Origin of the sequence: Actinomadura nitritigenes (genome assembly GCF_017573545.1) — a bacterium.
In the GTDB taxonomy this organism is placed as follows: Bacteria; Actinomycetota; Actinomycetes; order Streptosporangiales; family Streptosporangiaceae; genus Spirillospora; species Spirillospora nitritigenes.
The window spans coordinates 235,993-252,959 of the sequence record NZ_JAGEOK010000004.1; the positions used below are offsets into that span (position 1 = coordinate 235,993).

The 16,967-nt window shown below is 74.5% G+C and carries 15 protein-coding genes; 7 read left to right on the plus strand and 8 right to left on the minus strand.

What is annotated here, in order from left to right; all coding sequences use genetic code 11:
* Positions 1-3 precede the first annotated feature (3 nt).
* Entirely contained in the window at positions 4-966 is a 963-nt protein-coding gene (locus J4557_RS07370) for a helix-turn-helix domain-containing protein (protein WP_208265674.1), read from the minus strand.
* Positions 967-1,072: 106 nt separating this feature from the next.
* Here J4557_RS07370 and J4557_RS07375 point away from each other — a divergent pair, with 106 nt between their 5' ends.
* A complete protein-coding gene (locus J4557_RS07375; protein ID WP_208265675.1) occupies positions 1,073-2,086 on the plus strand; it encodes an NAD(P)H-binding protein in 1,014 nt (337 codons plus the stop codon).
* 14 nt (positions 2,087-2,100) lie between these two features.
* Here the strand turns inward: J4557_RS07375 and J4557_RS07380 are convergent, their stop codons facing one another.
* Positions 2,101-2,259, minus strand: a complete 159-nt coding sequence (locus J4557_RS07380) for a hypothetical protein (RefSeq protein WP_208265676.1) — start codon at positions 2,257-2,259, stop codon at positions 2,101-2,103.
* A gap of 125 nt (positions 2,260-2,384) precedes the next feature.
* On the opposite strand from J4557_RS07380, the gene J4557_RS07385 reads away from it, so the two are divergent.
* The 4 genes from J4557_RS07385 (at position 2,385) to J4557_RS07400 (ending at position 7,215) form a co-directional block, all read left to right on the plus strand.
* The gene (locus tag J4557_RS07385; protein ID WP_208265677.1) at positions 2,385-3,146 is read left to right on the plus strand and encodes a MerR family transcriptional regulator; all 762 of its coding nucleotides are present in this window, start codon (positions 2,385-2,387) and stop codon (positions 3,144-3,146) included.
* Between the two features lie 70 nt (positions 3,147-3,216).
* On the plus strand, positions 3,217-4,152 hold the full coding sequence (locus tag J4557_RS07390) for a serine hydrolase (RefSeq protein ID WP_307799505.1): 936 nt from the start codon (positions 3,217-3,219) through the stop codon (positions 4,150-4,152).
* 33 nt (positions 4,153-4,185) lie between these two features.
* A complete protein-coding gene (locus tag J4557_RS07395) occupies positions 4,186-5,949 on the plus strand; it encodes a S9 family peptidase (protein WP_208265678.1) in 1,764 nt (587 codons plus the stop codon).
* 204 nt (positions 5,950-6,153) lie between these two features.
* Positions 6,154-7,215: a hypothetical protein gene (locus J4557_RS07400; RefSeq protein WP_208265679.1), complete on the plus strand. Its 1,062-nt coding sequence runs from the start codon at positions 6,154-6,156 to the stop codon at positions 7,213-7,215.
* Positions 7,216-7,228: 13 nt separating this feature from the next.
* Here J4557_RS07400 and J4557_RS07405 read toward each other — a convergent pair whose 3' ends face one another.
* Positions 7,229-7,897 carry a TetR/AcrR family transcriptional regulator gene (locus J4557_RS07405; RefSeq protein ID WP_208265680.1) on the minus strand — a complete coding sequence of 223 codons (669 nt, stop codon included), beginning with the start codon at positions 7,895-7,897 and terminating at the stop codon, positions 7,229-7,231.
* A 93-nt stretch (positions 7,898-7,990) separates the two neighbouring features.
* Here J4557_RS07405 and J4557_RS07410 point away from each other — a divergent pair, with 93 nt between their 5' ends.
* Positions 7,991-8,419 (plus strand): nuclear transport factor 2 family protein, encoded by a 429-nt coding sequence (locus tag J4557_RS07410; protein ID WP_208265681.1) that lies wholly within the window; start codon positions 7,991-7,993, stop codon positions 8,417-8,419.
* Here the strand turns inward: J4557_RS07410 and J4557_RS07415 are convergent.
* Positions 8,409-9,500 carry an aspartate-semialdehyde dehydrogenase gene (locus J4557_RS07415; RefSeq protein WP_208265803.1) on the minus strand — a complete coding sequence of 364 codons (1,092 nt, stop codon included), beginning with the start codon at positions 9,498-9,500 and terminating at the stop codon, positions 8,409-8,411. The genes J4557_RS07410 and J4557_RS07415 overlap by 11 nt on opposite strands.
* Before the next feature lie 275 nt (positions 9,501-9,775).
* Positions 9,776-11,050 (minus strand): aspartate kinase, encoded by a 1,275-nt coding sequence (locus J4557_RS07420; protein ID WP_151593830.1) that lies wholly within the window; start codon positions 11,048-11,050, stop codon positions 9,776-9,778.
* Positions 11,051-11,240: 190 nt separating this feature from the next.
* On the opposite strand from J4557_RS07420, the gene J4557_RS07425 reads away from it, so the two are divergent.
* The gene (locus J4557_RS07425) at positions 11,241-12,056 is read left to right on the plus strand and encodes an alpha/beta fold hydrolase (RefSeq protein WP_208265682.1); all 816 of its coding nucleotides are present in this window, start codon (positions 11,241-11,243) and stop codon (positions 12,054-12,056) included.
* A 136-nt stretch (positions 12,057-12,192) separates the two neighbouring features.
* On the opposite strand, the gene J4557_RS07430 is transcribed toward J4557_RS07425, so the two are convergent.
* The 3 genes from J4557_RS07430 to J4557_RS07440 form a co-directional block, all read right to left on the minus strand.
* Positions 12,193-13,089 (minus strand): TIGR03620 family F420-dependent LLM class oxidoreductase, encoded by an 897-nt coding sequence (locus J4557_RS07430; RefSeq protein WP_208265683.1) that lies wholly within the window; start codon positions 13,087-13,089, stop codon positions 12,193-12,195.
* A 97-nt stretch (positions 13,090-13,186) separates the two neighbouring features.
* Positions 13,187-13,528: an ArsR/SmtB family transcription factor gene (locus J4557_RS07435; protein WP_208265684.1), complete on the minus strand. Its 342-nt coding sequence runs from the start codon at positions 13,526-13,528 to the stop codon at positions 13,187-13,189.
* 46 nt (positions 13,529-13,574) lie between these two features.
* Positions 13,575-16,862, minus strand: coding sequence for a DUF4132 domain-containing protein (locus J4557_RS07440; RefSeq protein ID WP_208265685.1), 3,288 nt, complete (start codon positions 16,860-16,862; stop codon positions 13,575-13,577).
* Positions 16,863-16,967 lie beyond the last annotated feature (105 nt).

The window sequence follows — 16,967 nt, forward strand, 5'->3', positions numbered from 1 at the left end:
TGATCATGCCCCGGGGAGCGGGCGTTCCCCGGCGCGCGAGCGGAAGGTGCGGCGGTAGGTGTCCGGGGGGACGCCGACCGTGCGGTTGAAGTGCCGGCGCAGCGTCGTGGCGGTGCCCATGCCGGTGGCCGCGGCGATGGCGTCGATCCCGTCGTCGGTCGTCTCCAGGAGCTGCTGGGCATGGCGGATCCGCTGGGCCAGCAGCCATTGCAGCGGCGTGGTGCCGGTCACCGCCCGGAAGTGGCGGCCCAGGTTGCGCGGGCTCATCCGCGCCCGGCGCGCCAGGTCCGCCACGGTCAGCGGCCGGTCCAGCCGCTCGATCGCCCACGGGAGCAGTCCCGCGAGCGGGTGGTCGCCCGGCTCGGGGACGGGGGCGGTGACGAACTGGGCCTGCCCGCCGTCCCGGTGCGGCGGCACGACCAGGCGGCGGGCGACCGTGTTCGCGACCGCCGAGCCGCGGTCGAGGCGGACGAGGTGCAGGCACAGGTCCATGGCGGCGGCCTTGCCCGCGGAGGTCAGTACGCTGCCGTTGTCCACGTAGAGGACGTCCGGGTCCACTTCCACGCGCGGATAGCGGTCGGCCAGGGTCCGGGTGTGCGCCCAGTGGGTGGTCGCGCGCCGCCCGTCCAGCAGCCCTGCGGCGGCCAGCACGAACGCGCCCGTGCAGAGGGACGCCACGCGCGCGCCCGCCTCGTGCGCGGCGCGCACCGCCCCGACCAGGTCGGCGGGCGGATCGACGTCGGTGTCCCAGCCCGGGACGATCACGGTGTCGGCGTCCGGGAGCCGGTCGAGGCCGTGGTCGGGCTCCAGCCGGAACCGGCCGGTCCGCACGGGCTCCGCTCCGCAGACGACGAGGTCGTACCAGGGGCCGGGCACGCTGGGCGGGCCCGACCCGAAGACCTCGTAGGCCAGCGACAGCTCGAAGTGCAGCATCCCCTCGGCGGCGGCCAGCGCGACGGTGGTCATGGCCGGAATTGTACGGGTAATGGCGTTCCGGACACTCACACCGGGACGGCCGCGCTCGCGAGGATGGTCCACGACGGATCGCAGCAGATCACGAGGTGGACGAACGATGGACAAGGTCGCGGTGTTCGGTGCGTACGGGCACACCGGACGTTTCGTGGTGGACGAGCTCAAGGACCGCGGGTTCGTCCCGATCCTGTCCGGGCGCGACGCCGGCAGGCTGGCGGCCCTGGCCGCCGCGTCCGGGCTGGAGGCCCGCCCGGCCTCGGTGGACGACCCGGCCTCGCTCGACCGCGCGCTGGCCGGCGCGGCGGCCGTGGTCAACAGCGCCGGGCCCTTCGCGGCGACCGCGGCGCCCGTGATCGAGGCGGCCCTGCGCGCCGGGATCCCGTACGTGGACGTGGCGGCCGAGATCGAGGCCAACGCCGACACGTTCGCCCGCTTCGCGCGGCACGCCGGCGGGACGCCGATCGTCCCGGCCATGGCCTTCTTCGGGGGCCTCGGCGACCTGCTGGCCACCGCCGCCCTGGACGGCCGGACGGAGGCCGACGAGGTGCACGTCGCCTACGGGCTCAGCGGCTGGCACCCCACCGCCGGGACGCGGGCGGCGGGCGCGGTCTCCCGGCGCCGCCGCGACGGCCGGCGTGTCCGCTACTCGGACGGGCGCCTGGAGTACCGCGACGACGAGCCGCCGACCCTGGAGTGGCCCTTCCCGGACCCGATGGGGCCGCGGACCGTCATCGGGGAGTACGCCATGGCCGACGTCGTCACCGTGCCGAGCCACCTGTCCGTCCCCGAGGTCACCACCTACATGACGGTCGAGGCGGCCAGGGACATCGCGGACCCGGACACCCCGGCCCCCGCCCCGGCGGACGAGCGCGGCCGGTCCGCGCAGACCTTCCTCGTCGACGTGATCGTGCGCTCGGGCGGCACCGAACGGCGCGCCGCGGCGACGGGCCGCGACATCTACGCCGTGACCGCGCCGCTCGCCGTGGAGGCGGTCCACCGCCTGCTCACCGGCCAGGCCAGGACGGCGGGCGTCGCCTCCGCCGGCGCGATCTTCGACGCGCCCGGCTTCCTCCGCGCCCTGTCCCCCCACATCTCCCTCGACCTGCCCGCGTAGCGCCCTGGGAGCGCCTAGTGGTGCTTCACCTTCACCTTGGTCTTGTGCTTCACCGTCGTGTGGTGGTGCACGACCGTGGTGTGGTGATGGTGGTGGCTGCTGCCGCAGGCGGTCAGCCCGAGGCCGGCGAGCAGGACGGTCGCCGCCAGCACGGCCGGACGGGTCTTCGACATGAGGAACCTCTCGCTCCGGGGGTCAACGGCTCATCAGACGCGGGCCGCGCCGCGCCCGTTCCGGCCGCCCGGCGCCCCGGGCGGGCCGGAACCGGTCGCGTGTCGTAGCGAACTATGCTTCTCCCGTGACCGAACAGCCGGCGGACGACCAGGGCGCCCCCTCCGCGGACGCGGGCCGGGAGTACCGGATCGGCGAGCTCGCGCGCGCCGCCGGCGTCCCCGTCCGGACCCTGCGCTACTACCAGGAACGCAAGCTGCTCCCGCCGCCCCGGCGGAAGGGCCGCATCGGCCTGTACTCCGACGAGCACCTCGCCCGCCTCCGCATGATCGGCAACCTGCTGGAGCGCGGCCACACCCTGGAGGGCATCCGCGAGCTGCTGTCGGCGTGGGAGCAGGGCCGCGACATCGGCACCGTGCTCGGCGTCGAGAAGGTCGCCACCGCGCCGTGGTCCCACGAGGTCCCCGTCACGATGACGCTGGACGAGCTGGCCGCGCTCTTCCCGGGCGAGGTCGGCCCCGAGTCCGTCGAGCGGGCGCTGGCGTCCGGGGTGATCGAGATCGACGGCGACCGGGTCACCCACTGGAGCCGCCGGCAGCTGGAGGCGACCGTCACGCTGGTGCGCGCGGGGGTGCCGCTCGCGGAGGTGCTGTCGGCGGGGCAGCGGCTCCAGGAGAGCATGGACGAGCTGGCCGCGATGTTCGTCCGGCTGATCGCCGACCACGTCGTCGGCGACGTCGGCGAGCAGGACCTCGGCGACCTCACCGAGACCCTCGCCCGGCTGCGGCCCGGCGCGCAGGTCACCGTGGAGGCCGGGTTCGCCCGCGCCATGGACCGGCAGGTCCGCGCCGTGATCGACCAGCTCCTCGGCCGCCTCGCCACGCCCTGACGACGCTCCGTCACCTTGCCGTCGCGTGTCGTGACGCGCCCGGCACCCCCTTGATCATTAGCGTGGGCGGGTGCCTGGACTCCTCCTGCGGACCCTGACGGCGGGACCCGCCGCCGCGCTCGCCGCCGCCGCGCTCGCCGCCGGTTCCGTGCCGTTCGCCGCCGCGCCCGCCCGCGCGTCGGACGCCCCGGTGTGCTCCTCGGCCCGGCATCCGGTGCTCGCGAAGCGGCTCGGCCGCCGCATCACCGCCGCGCTGGCGGGCCGCACCGGCACGGAGTCCGTCGCCGTCTACGACCGGAGACGCGGCGTCCGCTGCGGCGTCCTCGCCGGACGGCACTACGACTCGGCGAGCGTCGTCAAGACGGCGATCCTCGCCGCGCTGCTGCGCGAGGCCGCCGCCGGGCACCGCCCGCTCACCGCGTCCGAGGACGCCCTCGCCACCAGGATGATCACCAGGTCGGACAACCGCGCCGCGTCCGCGCTGTGGCGCTCCGTCGGACCCGCCCGGCTGGCCCGGTTCCTCCGGAAGGCCGGGATGGCGCACACCACCCTCGACCCGGCCGGGCACTGGGGCCTCACCCGGATCACCGCCGCCGACCAGATCACCCTCCTGCGCCGCCTCACCGAGCCCAACGCCCTGCTCACCGGCGAGGCCCGCGCGTACGAGCTGGGCCTCATGCACCGCGTCATCGCGTCCCAGCGCTGGGGTGCCACCGCCGGCACGCCCGCCGGGATCACCTGGCACGTCAAGAACGGCTGGCTGCCCCGGCACGGCGGGGACTGGCGCGTGCACAGCGTCGGCGCGTTCACCGGCCACGGCGAGAGATACCTGATCGCCGTCCTCACCCAGGGCGCCCCGAGCATGGCGTACGGGGTCGAGACCATCGAGCGCGTCGCCCGCGCCGTGCACGGCGGCCTCGTCCCCGGTGCCCGCGCCGCGCTCCGCGGCGGCCTCCCGGACGGCGTCCCGCAGGCCTCCGACGGCTCCGTCCCGCCCGGCACCTGACACCGGCCGCCGGCGCGCCGCGATACTGGGGGGATGGTCGACGACGAACGCTGGAAGGCGCGGTTCCGCGCCGCACGCCTCAGCCTCCCCCGCTGGGCGCGCGACGCCCCGGACCGCAGCATCTACCGCTCCAACGCCACCGGCACCTGGGAGATCTACGCCTGGGACCGCGGCACCGGCGAGCAGCGGCAGATGACGGACCGGCCCAACGGCACGTGGATCGGCACCGTCGACCCCACCGGGGAGTGGGTGTGGTGGTTCGCCGACACCGACGGCGACGAGTTCGGCGTCTGGCGGCGCGTCCCGTTCGGCGGCGGCGAGGACGCCCCCGCCGTCCCCGGGCTCGAGCCGTCCTACCCGGCCGGGCTGTCCCTCGGCGCGAGCGGGCTCGCCGTCGTCGGGCGCACCGGCGAGGACGGCACCACCGTCCACCTGTGCCGTCCCGGCGCCGAGCCGGAGGTCCTCTACCACCACGCCGAGGACGCGCACGTCGCCGCGCTGTCCCGGGACGAGTCGCTGGTCGCGATCGGGCACAGCGAGCACGGCGACAGCCGCCACATGGCGCTGCGGGTCGTCCGCCCGGACGGCTCCGCCGTCGCCGACCTGTGGGACGGCCCCGGCAAGGGCGTCTACGGCATGGGCTTCGCGCCGGTCCCCGGCGACACCCGCCTGCTCGTGGGCCACGAGCGCCGCGGCCGCGACGAGATCCTCATCTGGGACCCCGTCGCCGGCACCGAGCGGGAGATCGTCCTCGACCTGCCCGGCGAGATCGGCGCCGGCTGGTACCCGGACGGGAGCGCGCTGCTGATCTCCCACAACCACGAGGCGCGCGACGAGCTGTACCGCCACGACCTCGGCGACGGGTCCCTGTCCCGCGTCGAGACGCCGCGCGGCGTGATCGGCGGCGCCGACGTCCGGCCCGACGGCACCGTGGAGTTCTCCTGGTCGTCGGCCGCCGAGCCGCCGGTGATCCGGTCGTCGTCCGGCGCGGTCGTCCTCACCCCGCCCGGCCCGCCCGCCCCGCCGTCCGTCCCGGTGGAGGACGCCTGGGTGGACGGCCCCGGCGGGCGCATCCACGCCCTGGTCAGCAGGCCGGAGGGGGAGCGCCCGTTCCCGACCGTGTTCGACGTCCACGGCGGGCCGACCGCGCAGGACGACGACTCGTTCGCGCCCGCCGCCGCCGCGTGGGTGGACCACGGGTTCGCCGTCGTCCGCGTCAACTACCGCGGCTCCACCGGCTACGGCTCGCGGTGGCGCGACGCGATCGAGGGACGGGTCGGCCTCACCGAGCTGGAGGACGTCAAGGCCGTCCGGGACTGGGCCGTCGCCACCGGCCTCGCCGACCCGGACCGGCTCGTGCTGACCGGCGGGTCATGGGGCGGGTTCCTCACCCTGCTCGGCATCGGCACCCAGCCGGACGACTGGAGCGTCGGCGTGGCGTCCGTGCCCGTGGCCGACTACGTCGCCGCCTACGAGGACGAGATGGAGGGGCTCCAGGCGTTCGACCGGTCGCTGTTCGGCGGGTCGCCCGAGGAGGTCCCCGACCGGTACCGCGAGTCGTCGCCGATCACCTACGTCGAGCGGGTGAGGGCGCCGGTGCTGATCCTCGCCGGCGAGAACGACCCGCGCTGCCCCATCCGGCAGATCGACAACTACCTCGCCCGCCTCGCCGAGCTGGGCCTGCCGCACGAGACGTACCGCTACGACGCGGGCCACGGCTCCCTCGTCGTCGAGGAACGCATCAAGCAAATGTCGGCAGAAATGGACTTCGCTCGGAAACATCTGGGTATGTCGTAACACAGTCGCGGGGACGGGCGTCGCCCCGCCCGCCCCCGCGTTTACAAGATCCAGGACCCGGGCATTCCTCCGATCGGCCGCCACCGAGCGCTGCCGACAAGAGAGGGCCGGTCATCGACCGGCGGCCCCCCGGGCGCCGCCGCCCCGTGCGGCGGCGCGCTCACCGCCGCTCTCCGCGCGGAGAGCCGAACCGGGGGGATCTCCATGAACCGGCCGCATGCCGTCCGCACACCCGCGCCCTGCTCGCGCCCGCACCGAAGACCCGCGCGCACCGCGCTGACCACCCTGCTCGCGACGGCCGCCGCGCTCGTCGCCACGGCCCAGGCCGCTCCGGCGGGCGCCGCCGCCCCGCCGCCCGGCCCGGCCCCCGTGGCGGCGCCTCCGCCGCCCGACCCCGCGGCCGGCGGGGCCCCGTCCCGTCCGCCTGACGGCGCCGCGGCCGCCCTGTCGCCGACGGCCGCCGCCGGCGTCCCGCCGGTCACGCCGGCGTCCGCCGAGGTCCCGGCGCCCGCGTCCCGCCCACCGCTGGCACCCGGCCGCCCGCCCGTCCCGCACCAGGCCGGCGGAGCCCAGACGCGGCCCCGCCACCCGTCCCCCGCGCCGCCGCCCGCCGCGCGGCCGGCGAACGCCGAGCCGGCCGACCCGCTGCCCGGGACGCTCGCCGGCCTGGCGCCGCTCGCGGCGGCCACCGGGGTGGGCGGCGTCCTGCCTCCGGCGAACGCCCCGGCGTCCCCGCCTCCGAAGGCCGCTTCAGGGCCGAGGCTCGCGCCTTCCGCCGCAGAGGACGAGGCTCCGCAGGCCGGGACCGTCCCGGACGAGGCGGCGGGCGCGGTCACGAACGTCCTCAAGACGGCCCTCCCCGACCTCCCGAAGTCGGTGCGGCTGCACCAGGAGGACGCGGCGGAGTTCCTGCGCGCGACCGGGATCCGATGGAGGTCGACCGGCGGCTGCTCGGACCGCGGCCGCCCGTCCTGCACGTCGTTCGACGGCCTGCGCTGGGGGACGCTGAAGGGGCTGCTGGACTTCCAGGCGGAGAGCGGCTGCCCGATCACGGTCACCGGCGGGACGGAGCGCGGCCACGCGGGCGGCCCCCGCAGCCACGGCACCGGTTACAAGCTCGACATCGCGCCGAGCCGGTGCGTCGACGCGGCGATCAGGCGCTTCCCGTACCAGGGGGTGCGTGGCGACGGCGCGCGCCTGTACCGCTCACCGGACGGCACGCTGTTCGCCCGCGAGCGCGACCACTGGGACATCACCTTCCGCTAGGCACGGCCTCCGGTCAGGCGCGGACCTCGCGGATGATGCCGACGAGCTCCCGGGTGACCGACTTGAAGCCGGGCAGCCGGGACATGGACACCATCCGGTTGACGAGCGGGACGGTCCGCTCGACCAGCAGGTACGTCTTGCGGCAGCCGGGGGAGCTGTCGTGCACCCAGTACAGGACGATGCCCATCGAGTAGATCCACAGCAGCTCCGGCAGCTCCTTGCGGAACTCCTTGTCGATCTTGAGGTCGGAGCCCTCGACGACCTCCCGGTAGATCGCGACCGCGGAGTCGCGGGCGGGGCCGGACTCGGCGCTGAACGGGTTGAGCGGGCTGGTGGGCTCGGCGGCGAACTTGAAGAACTTCCCGGCGAACTCGTGGTAGGGGACCATCGTGTCGACACGGGCCTTCAGGACGCCGAGGAGGCGGGGGGCGAAGCCGGTCTCGGCGTCGAGGACGGCGCGGCAGGCGGCGAGGTGCTCGTCCTGAAGCTCGTCGTAGTACGCCTGGATCAGTTCTTCCTTGGACCCGTAGTAGTAGTAGGCGTTGCCGACCGAGACCCCGGCCTCCTTGGCGATCGCCCGCATCGTCGTCGCCTCGTACCCGCGCTCGCGGAAGAGCCGCAGCGCGGTCTGGACGATCAGGGCCCGGGTCTGCTCGGACTTCACCGCCTTCGTCTCGGTCACGCATGCCACCCTACGGCCCCGATCGGACGTCCTGCAGGCGCCGCGATCCGCACGCGCCCGCAACCGGCGCGGCCATACCGGTGTTACCCCGCCATGATCGACGCATGGGACGTGCTCGAGCGCTTCTACGCCGCCGAGGCGGACTACCTGGCCGCGGGCGGCCCCGGCAAGGCCGACTTCTCCGGGATGGCCGCCCACCTGGCACCCGATGTGGTGATGTACCAGGCGGCGAGCCTGCCCTACGGCGGGACGTGGCGCGGGCATGACGGGATGGAGCGGTTCATGGCCGCGATGAGCGAGGCGTGGACGGGCCTGACGTTCCTGGACCAGCACCGCGCCGTGGACGGCGCGCGGGTCGCGGTCCTCAACCGCTGCGTCCTCCGGGCCCGCGCGACGGGCCGGGAGCTGGAGACGTCCGTCCTGCAGTGGATCACGGTGCGGGACGGGCTGGTCCGCGAGTTCCGGCCGTTCTATCTGGACACGGCCGCCGTGCTCGACACGCTCGGAGCCGTCACGGGGTGAGCTCGGCGGCGACGAGCTCGGCGATCTGCGCGGTGTTGAGCGCGGCGCCCTTGCGCAGGTTGTCGCCGCACAGGAACAGGTCGAGCGCGCGCGGGTCGTCGAGGGAGCGGCGGACCCGCCCGGCCCACGTCGGGTCGGTGCCGACGGCGTCGGACGGGGTCGGGAACTCCAGCATCTCGGGGTTGTCGCAGAGCACGACGCCGGGCGAGCGGGCCAGCACGTCCTGCGCCTCGCGCTGGTCGACGCGCTCGCCGAAGACGGCGTGGACGGCGACGGAGTGCGCGGTGACGACGGGGACCCGCACGCAGGTCGCCGCGACCCTCAGCTCCGGCAGGCCGAGGACCTTGCGGCACTCGTCCCGGATGCTCAGCTCCTCCGAGCCCCATCCGTCCTCGGCCGGGTCGCCGGTCCACGGGACGACGTTGAGCGCGAGCGGCGCCGGGAACGGGCCGAGGTCGCCGACGACGCCGCGCACGTCGCCGGCGCGGTGGCCGAGCGCCCGGTCGCCGCCGACCTTCTCCATCTGCGCGTACAGGGTGTCGGCGCCCTCGCGTCCCGCGCCGGACGCGGCCTGGTACGACGCGACGACCAGTTCCCGCAGCCCGTACCGCTCGTGCAGCGCGCCGAGCGCCACGATCATCGACAGGGTGGTGCAGCCGGGGCCCGCGAGGACGCCGCGCGGGCGGTCCCGGACGAGTCCCGGGTTCACCTCGGGGACGATCAGCGGGACGTCCGGCGCCGCGCGGAACGCCTCGGACCCGTCCACGGCGACGGCGCCGCGCGCCACGGCGGCGGGCGCCCATCCGGCGGCGACGGCGGCGGGCACGGCGAACATCGCGATGTCGGCGCCGTCGAACACCTCGGGGGAGAGCGCGGCGACCTCGACGTCCTCGCCGCGCACGCGGAGCGTCCGGCCCGCCGAGCGGGGCGAGGCGGCGAGCCGGATCTCCCCGTACACGTCGCGGCGGGTCGACAGCAGGTCCAGCATCACGGTGCCGACGGCGCCGGTGGCGCCGACCACGGCCAGCGTGGGCGCCCACCGCCCGTCGCGTCCGGTCCTCGGCCCGGCGGTCGAGCCCATGGTCGCCATCACCCTCTCGTCGTCGGTCGGGTCGTCCGCGGCGCGCCCCTGCACTGTGAACTTCCGCGGCGGGCGGCCGGTTCCCGGACGAGCGTGCCACGGAGCGCCGCGCGCGTCTGCGCCACACGCCCCAGAACGCGGCACGCCCCGCGAAAGCCGCATGCCCGGAAAGAGCGGCACGCCCCGAAAAGAGCGGCACACCCCGGAGAAGCGGCGCGGGCCGTACGGGGCGTCCCGTACGGCCCGCGGCCGAGCGCCGAAGGAGCCGGGCGGCGTCAGCGGCCGGTGCCGCCGTAGACGACGGCCTCGACCTGGTCGACGTCCAGGTCGAACGCGTGGTGCGCGGCGGCGACCGCGGTGTCCACGTCGTCCTGGGCGACCACGACGGAGATCCGGATCTCCGAGGTGGAGATCATCTCGATGTTCACCCCGGCGTCGGCGATCGCGGCGAAGAACGTCGCGGTGACGCCCGGGTGCGAGCGCATCCCGGCGCCGATCAGCGACACCTTGCCGATCCGGTCGTCGTAGCGCAGCGACTCGAACCCGATCCGCTCCTTCAGCTTGTTCAGCGCGGTCAGCGCGGACTGCCCGTCGCTCGCCGGCAGCGTGAAGGAGATGTCGGTGCGCCCGGTGGACGCCGCCGACACGTTCTGCACGATCATGTCGATGTTGATCTCGGCCTCGGACAGCACCGTGAAGATCGTCGCGGCCTCACCGACCTTGTCGGGCACCCCGACCACGGTGATCTTGGCCTCGCTCCGGTCGTGCGCGACCCCGGAGATGATCGCCTGCTCCATGTCCTGTCCTTCGATCTCGCTGCTGTCGACGACCCACGTCCCCTCCTTCTGGGAGAACGAGGACCGCACGTGGATCGGGATGTTGTACCGGCGCGCGTACTCCACGCAGCGCAGATGCAGGATCTTCGCGCCGGTCGCCGCCATCTCCAGCATCTCCTCGTAGGAGATCTTCGGGATCTTGCGGGCCTGCGGGACGATGCGCGGGTCGGCGGTGAAGACCCCGTCCACGTCGGAGTAGATCTCGCAGACGTCGGCGTCCAGCGCCGCGGCCAGGGCGACCGCCGTGGTGTCGGAGCCGCCGCGGCCGAGCGTGGTGATGTCCTTCGTGCCCTGCGAGACGCCCTGGAAACCGGCGACGATGCAGACGGCGTTCTCGTCGAGCGCGCTGCGGATCCGGCCCGGCGTCACGTCGATGATCTTGGCTTTGCCGTGGGTGCCGTCGGTGATGACCCCCGCCTGGGAGCCGGTGAACGAGCGGGCCTCGTGGCCCAGGTTGGCGATGGCCATGGCCAGCAGGGCCATCGACATCCGCTCGCCCGCGGTGAGCAGCATGTCCAGCTCGCGGGCCGGCGGGAGGGGACTGACCTGCTTGGCCATGTCGATGAGATCATCCGTCGTGTCGCCCATGGCGGAGACCACGACGACGACGTCGTTCCCCGCCTTCTTCGTCGCGACGATGCGCTGGGCGACCCGCTTGACGCACTCGGCGTCGGCGACGGAGGAGCCACCGTACTTCTGCACGACAAGAGCCACGGGTGGGCGCTCCTCGGATCGGGGTCGGCGTACTGACCGTCGAGTCTACCGAGGACCCGAAGGTGGATCACGGGCAGGTAACTGCGTACGCCCCCGCGGCCCCATGTCATCGGGAGCATTACCTCCCACGTCATCGACCCGCGCTCCCTCCACCAGCCATGATCGTCTCAACGCCGAACAAGGAGCCGAGATGTTCTTCGAGACCCACGACGGGACCCGCCTCTCCTACGAGGAGTACGGGCAGGGCCGCCCGGTCGTCTTCGTCAACAGCGCCATGCTGAACACCGGCATGTGGGAGTACCAGATCCCGTTCTTCGTCGAGAACGGCTACCGGTGCCTGACCTTCGACCGGCGCGGGCACGGGCGGTCGGAGCGCCCGTCGGCCGGGTACGACATCGACTCTCTCGCCGACGACCTCGCCGCGTTCCTGGAGCACCTCGACCTGCGGGACGTGATCCTGGTCGGGCACTCGACCGGCGGCAGCGAGATCGCCCGCTACCTCGCCCGGCACGGCGAGGACCGCGTCCAGCGCGTCGCGTTCCTGTCCGCGATCCTGCCGTACCTCCGGCAGACCGACGACAACCCCGAGGGCATCCCGCAGATGCTGTTCGACGGCATGATCGCGATGATCCGCGCGGAGCGCCCGAAGTGGCTCGCCACGCAGGCGCAGGCGTTCTTCGCCACCCACCTCGGCAACGAGGTCCACCCCGCCACCATCGAGTGGATGATCCGGATGTGCCTGGACGCCACGCCCTGGGCCGTCCTGGAGGTGCAGAAGACGGTCTACTACGCCGACAACCGCGAGGCGCTGCGCAACATCACCGTTCCGACCCTGGTCGTGCACGGCGACGCCGACTTCTCCGCCCCCGTGGAGGTGACCGGCCGCCGCACCGCCGCCCTGGTCCCCGGCGCCGTCTACAAGGAGTACCCCGCCGCTGGTCACGGGCTGTTCGTCACCCACAAGGACCAGCTGAACGACGACCTGCTCGCGTTCTTCAAGTCCTGATCCCGCCCGGCGGGCGGAGGCCGTCCCCTGAAGCCCCGGCCAGGCGAAGGCTCTGGTCGGGCGGAGGCCACCGCCGCCGAAGCCCGGGGGGACGAAGGATCCCGCCGGGCAGAGGACCGGTCAGGTGGGGAGCCGGTCAGGCGGGGCCGTGCTGGGGGAGGAGCGCCTCGGCGAGCCGGCGCCAGTGCGGCATGGCCGATTCGCCCGGCTCCGTGCGGAGGACCTGGACGCCGACGTGGTCCGCGCCGGCGTCGAGGTGCTCGTGCAGCCTCGCGGCGATCGTGTCGAGGTCGCCCCACACCACCAGGTCGTCGACGAGGCGGTCGCTGCCGCGGCCGCCGGCGATGTCGTCCTCGGTGTAGCCGAGCCGGAGGAACTTGGCGATGTTGTACTTCTCCGTCAGGTAGCCGTGCAGGTGCTCGCGGGCGATCTCGCGGGCCCGCGCCGGGTCGCTCTCGAACAGCACCGCCTGCTCGACGCCGAGGAACGGGCCGCCGCCGAGCACCTCCCGCGCCTGCGCCGTGTGCCCCACCGTCACGTGGTACGTGTGCGCGCCCGCGGACCGGTCGCGGGCCATCTCCAGCATCTTCGGGCCGTACGCGGCGAGGATGCGGCGGACCGGCGACCGCGGGGCGGGGTTCGCGTTGGTCGTCGCGTCCATCTCGTCCAGGTACTCGTCCATCGCCCGCAGCGGTGTCGTCCCCGGCTGCGGCCTCCCGCCGAAGCCGAGGCCGAGCACGTGGCGGTCCGGGTAGGCGTCGGCCAGCAGCACCGCGGCGCCGTGCGTCCACCGCGCGCCCCGCGACCAGATCCGCGCGATGCCGTTGACGACCGCGATCCGCTCGGTGGACGCCAGCAGGAACCCGGCGTGGGTCATGGCCTCGCGCCCGTCCCGTTCCGGGATCCAGATCGCCGGCCAGCCGAGCTCCTCCAGCTCCCGCACGGACTCGCGGATCGCGGCCGCGGGCCGGTCCTCGAAGTCGAACGTCCAGACCCCGAAGCGGCCGAGGTCCCTTCCGGCGATCGCGCCCATGTGTCCTCCCGGACATCGTCCCTACCGATGATTCGAAGTATCGCAGAATTTCGATATGAGTCAACCGAGGGGGCACCGGAGGGCGGGCAGGGCGAGGTCAGAGCGAGCGGCCGAGGGCGTCGACGAACCAGGCGATCCGGTCCTCGTCCCGCCTGTAGTGCGTCCACTTCCCGACCCGGGTGGACCGGACGAGCCCGGCGCGCTCCAGCGCCGCCATGTACGCCGACACCGTCGACTGCGCGAGCCCGATCTTGGCCTGGATGTGGCTGACGCAGACGCCGACCTCCACCGGGTCCGCGATCGCCTCCTCGACCGGGAAGTGCCGCTCGGGCTCCCGCAGCCACTGCAGCAGCTGGAGACGCACCGGGTTGGCCAGCGCCTTGAACACGTCCAGCAGCTCGGCCGCGACGTCCTCGGAGGGATCGGCGTGGGTCGTCATGGTGCCGCCGAGTCTACCCGGACGATCCACGGAATCCCGATATGAGTCAGGTCGCGACGCGCGCCAGCTCCGCCAGCACCTCCGACGCGGACGCCGGGTCCAGGTCGCCGATCGGCCGCCGCCCCTCGCGGGCGCACCAGTCGCCGGTCTCCGGGCGGTCGTCCACCCAGATGACCTCCAGCTCCTGCGCACCGGAGAAGTCCATGCCGATGTCGATCCCGGGATTCAGGTGGACGTTGACGTACAGGCCGCCCGGCACCGCCCGGTACATGCTGTGCTGGATACCGGCGTCCATGGGGCTCCCGCGCCGCCAGCCGCGCCGTTCCAGCCCGAGCACGTCCGCCGGATCGACGGTGCGGCCCTCGAACCGCGCCAGCCGCCGGGCGGCGCGCTCGGCGCCGGTCAGCTCGTGCACCTCCCGGCCCAGCTGCGGGAACGGCTGCAGGATCGCGTAGTCGCCGAACAGCACCGACCACTCCTCCAGCGCGTCGCCCAGCTCCAGCGGGTGCGGGATGCCGACGCGCGCCGACTCCGGCAGGGCGAGCACGTCGTCGGAGGCGTCGGCGAACGTCCGGTCCTCGGCGACCCGGAACGCCGCCGCCTTGCCGCCGTCCTCCGCGACCCACACCAGCCGCCGCGCGATGTGCCAGATCAGCGGGTGCTCCACGAACAGGCGCCGGAACTCCCCCGCCGTCCAGCGGCGCCGCGTCACCATCGCCCGCTCCAGCCGCCGGATCTGGTCGGCGGCGACCGTCCGCACGTCCTTCTTCAACTCGGCGAACCGCTTGTACGCGGCGGGCGCCAGCTCCGGATCGTCCTTCGCGCCGGGCTTCGGCAGGGCCTTGCGGCGGGTGCCGTCCTCGTTCGCGACCTGCGGCCTGAGCTGCTCGTCGAACCCGACGGCGAACCGGCGCGGCCCGTAGTCCAGGACGAGCCCGCCGTCCGCGTCCAGCCCGAAGTCGGGGACCAGCCGGTCGCCGAGCTGCTCCGCCGTCAGGCCCAGCCCGTCGGCGACCTCCTGGACCTTGTCCTGCGCGCGCGCCTTCAGCCCCTTGAACGTCACCTTCTGCGCGATGCCGTACAGCTGCATCAGCGCGACGTCCGTGCCGATCGCCGCCAGGACGTCGAGGCCCGCGACCGCCTTGGAGTGGCCGCCCTCCCCCGGCCACGCGCGGATCAGCGGCGTCAGCCGGCGCGCGGTCTCGTCATCGCCGAGCCAGCCGAGCTGCGCCAGCGCCCAGCCGTCCTTGGCAGGCGCCTCGTTCCGCCGCCACTGCTCGAACAGCGCCCACGCGAACTCCGCGAGGGACGCCGGATCGCACGTCTCCTTGACGATGCCGACCCCCGCGTACACCTCGTCCTTGCTGGACATGGCCAGCATCGTCAGCAGATGCCGGACGGCATCGGCGGGCAGCGCGTCCTCGCGCCCGCGGAGCCTGATCTGCGGCAGCGTCTCCGGGACGGCCCACTCGCCCACCACCGGGATCCGTTTCGGCAGGAGCTCCAGCGGATCCACCATGACGGCCGCCCGCAGGGCGTCCGCGGCCTCGTCGCCGTGCGCGCGCGCCGCCGCCTCGATGACCTCGTCGTTCCCGTGCTTCTCGGCCAGCAGCCGCAACGCGCCCTCGGCCTCCCTCCGCGCCGGGCCGGGCTTGCCCAGCGCCGCCGGGACCAGCAGCGGCACCGCGTCCACGCCGTGCCGGCCGAACCACGCGAGCGCGATCTTGCGGCCCCGTTTCGGCTTGGTCAGGAACGCGGCCATCAGCCGTGCCAGTCCCGCGTCCAGGAACGGCAGCGCCCGGTCGGCGAGCCCCGCCGGATCGGCCTCCGCGACGCGCAGCGCCACCGGCAGCGCGTCCACCCCGAACCGGGCCACGACCGGCCGCAGCCACATCTCGGCCTCCCACAGCTGCGGCTTCCAGCCCGCCAGCCACGGCCGGACCTTCTCCACCGGCCCGTACGTGAGAACGCCCAGCCCGTACCCGTAGGCGCGGCCCTCGCGGAACTCCTCGACCAGCGCGTCCCAGTCGTCACCGGCGGGGACCCGGTGGCGCTCGTCGGTCTTCGCCCACTCCTCCCGCTCGCCCGGCTCCCACCGCATCGCGGGCTCGGCGGGCGGCGTGAGCCCCCCGACCACGACGGGCTTCGCCGCCTTCGCCTTCCGCAGCCACGGCGGATCGGCCAGCGGGCCCGGCAGCGCGTCCAGCGGAGCGTCCGGCAGCCGGCCGTCGTCCCGCACCGCCGCACCGGCCGCCGCCGCCAGCTCCGGATGGGCCCGCACATGCCCCGCCAGCACCTCGGCGAGATGCGGCGCGCCGGCGGCCGCCGGCACCAGCAGCCGCAGCGCCCGCGCGGGGAACCGCTTCATCGCCGCGAGCAGCGCGGGCCGCACGTGCCTCTGGTCGGCGCGGTCCACCAGCGCCTGGAACGCCTCGTCGCCCGGCACGATCGCGAGCGTCTCCGCGATCAGCTTCCGGAGGTCGGTGTCCCACTGGTTCGCGTCGAACGCCGCCACGAACAGCGGCACCGCCGCCGCGCCCAGCCCGTCCAGCCCGTCCAGCATCGTCACCAGGCACGACCGGTTCCACGTGTACACGTAGGGGAGCCCGTACCAGGCCAGCGTCTCCACATGGCGGGGCGTTCCGAGCGCGCAGTGCAGCATCCACAGGAAGCCCGACTCGTACCGCAGGTCGGGCGGCGCCTCGCAGCACTCCTGCACCCAGTCGAGCCGCGACGGCACCAGGAACGACACCACCGTCCGCTGCGCCGCACCGCGCCGGCATCGCGCGAGGGCGCCGACCGCCCTGTCGTACTCGTCCTCGGCGGCGACGGCCAGCAGCCCCCGCAGCCGGGCACCGATCCGCCACGCCGGCGTCGACCCGACCGACCTGCCGGCCCCCTCGTCCGCCCCGCCGGCCCGGAGGCCGGGGACGCCCCACCGGATCCCGCTGAGCTCGGCGAACGCGCACGCCGCGAACGGCAGCCCGTGCTCGGTCACCCACGCGTCCGCCAGCGGAGCCGCGAGCTTCTCGACGGCGCCGTCCCACCGCGCGTCCTCTGCCAGCAGCGCCGCGACGACGGCCGCGCCCAGCGGGTTCGCGGCACCGGCCAGGTACTCCCGCGCCGCCTCGGCCATCTCCGGGCCGACACCGTCCCGCTCGCCGATCGGCCGCTCGGCCTCCAGCGCGCGGACCCGCTCGCGCACGCCCTCCGCGGCGGACCCGTCCACCTTGATCGCCGGCCCGGGCCGGCCGCCCCGCCGCGCGAACATCCGGCGCCGCCACGCGTCCGGGAGGATCAGGGCGTCTTCCTCCGAAGCGGAAAGATCATCCATACCGCCCACGCTAGGGCAGCCCTCCGACACCCACCCCGCGATCCCGCGCATCCGAACCGCTGTCAGCGCGCAACCACGAGCCGACCGGAAATCCGCGAAGAGGGC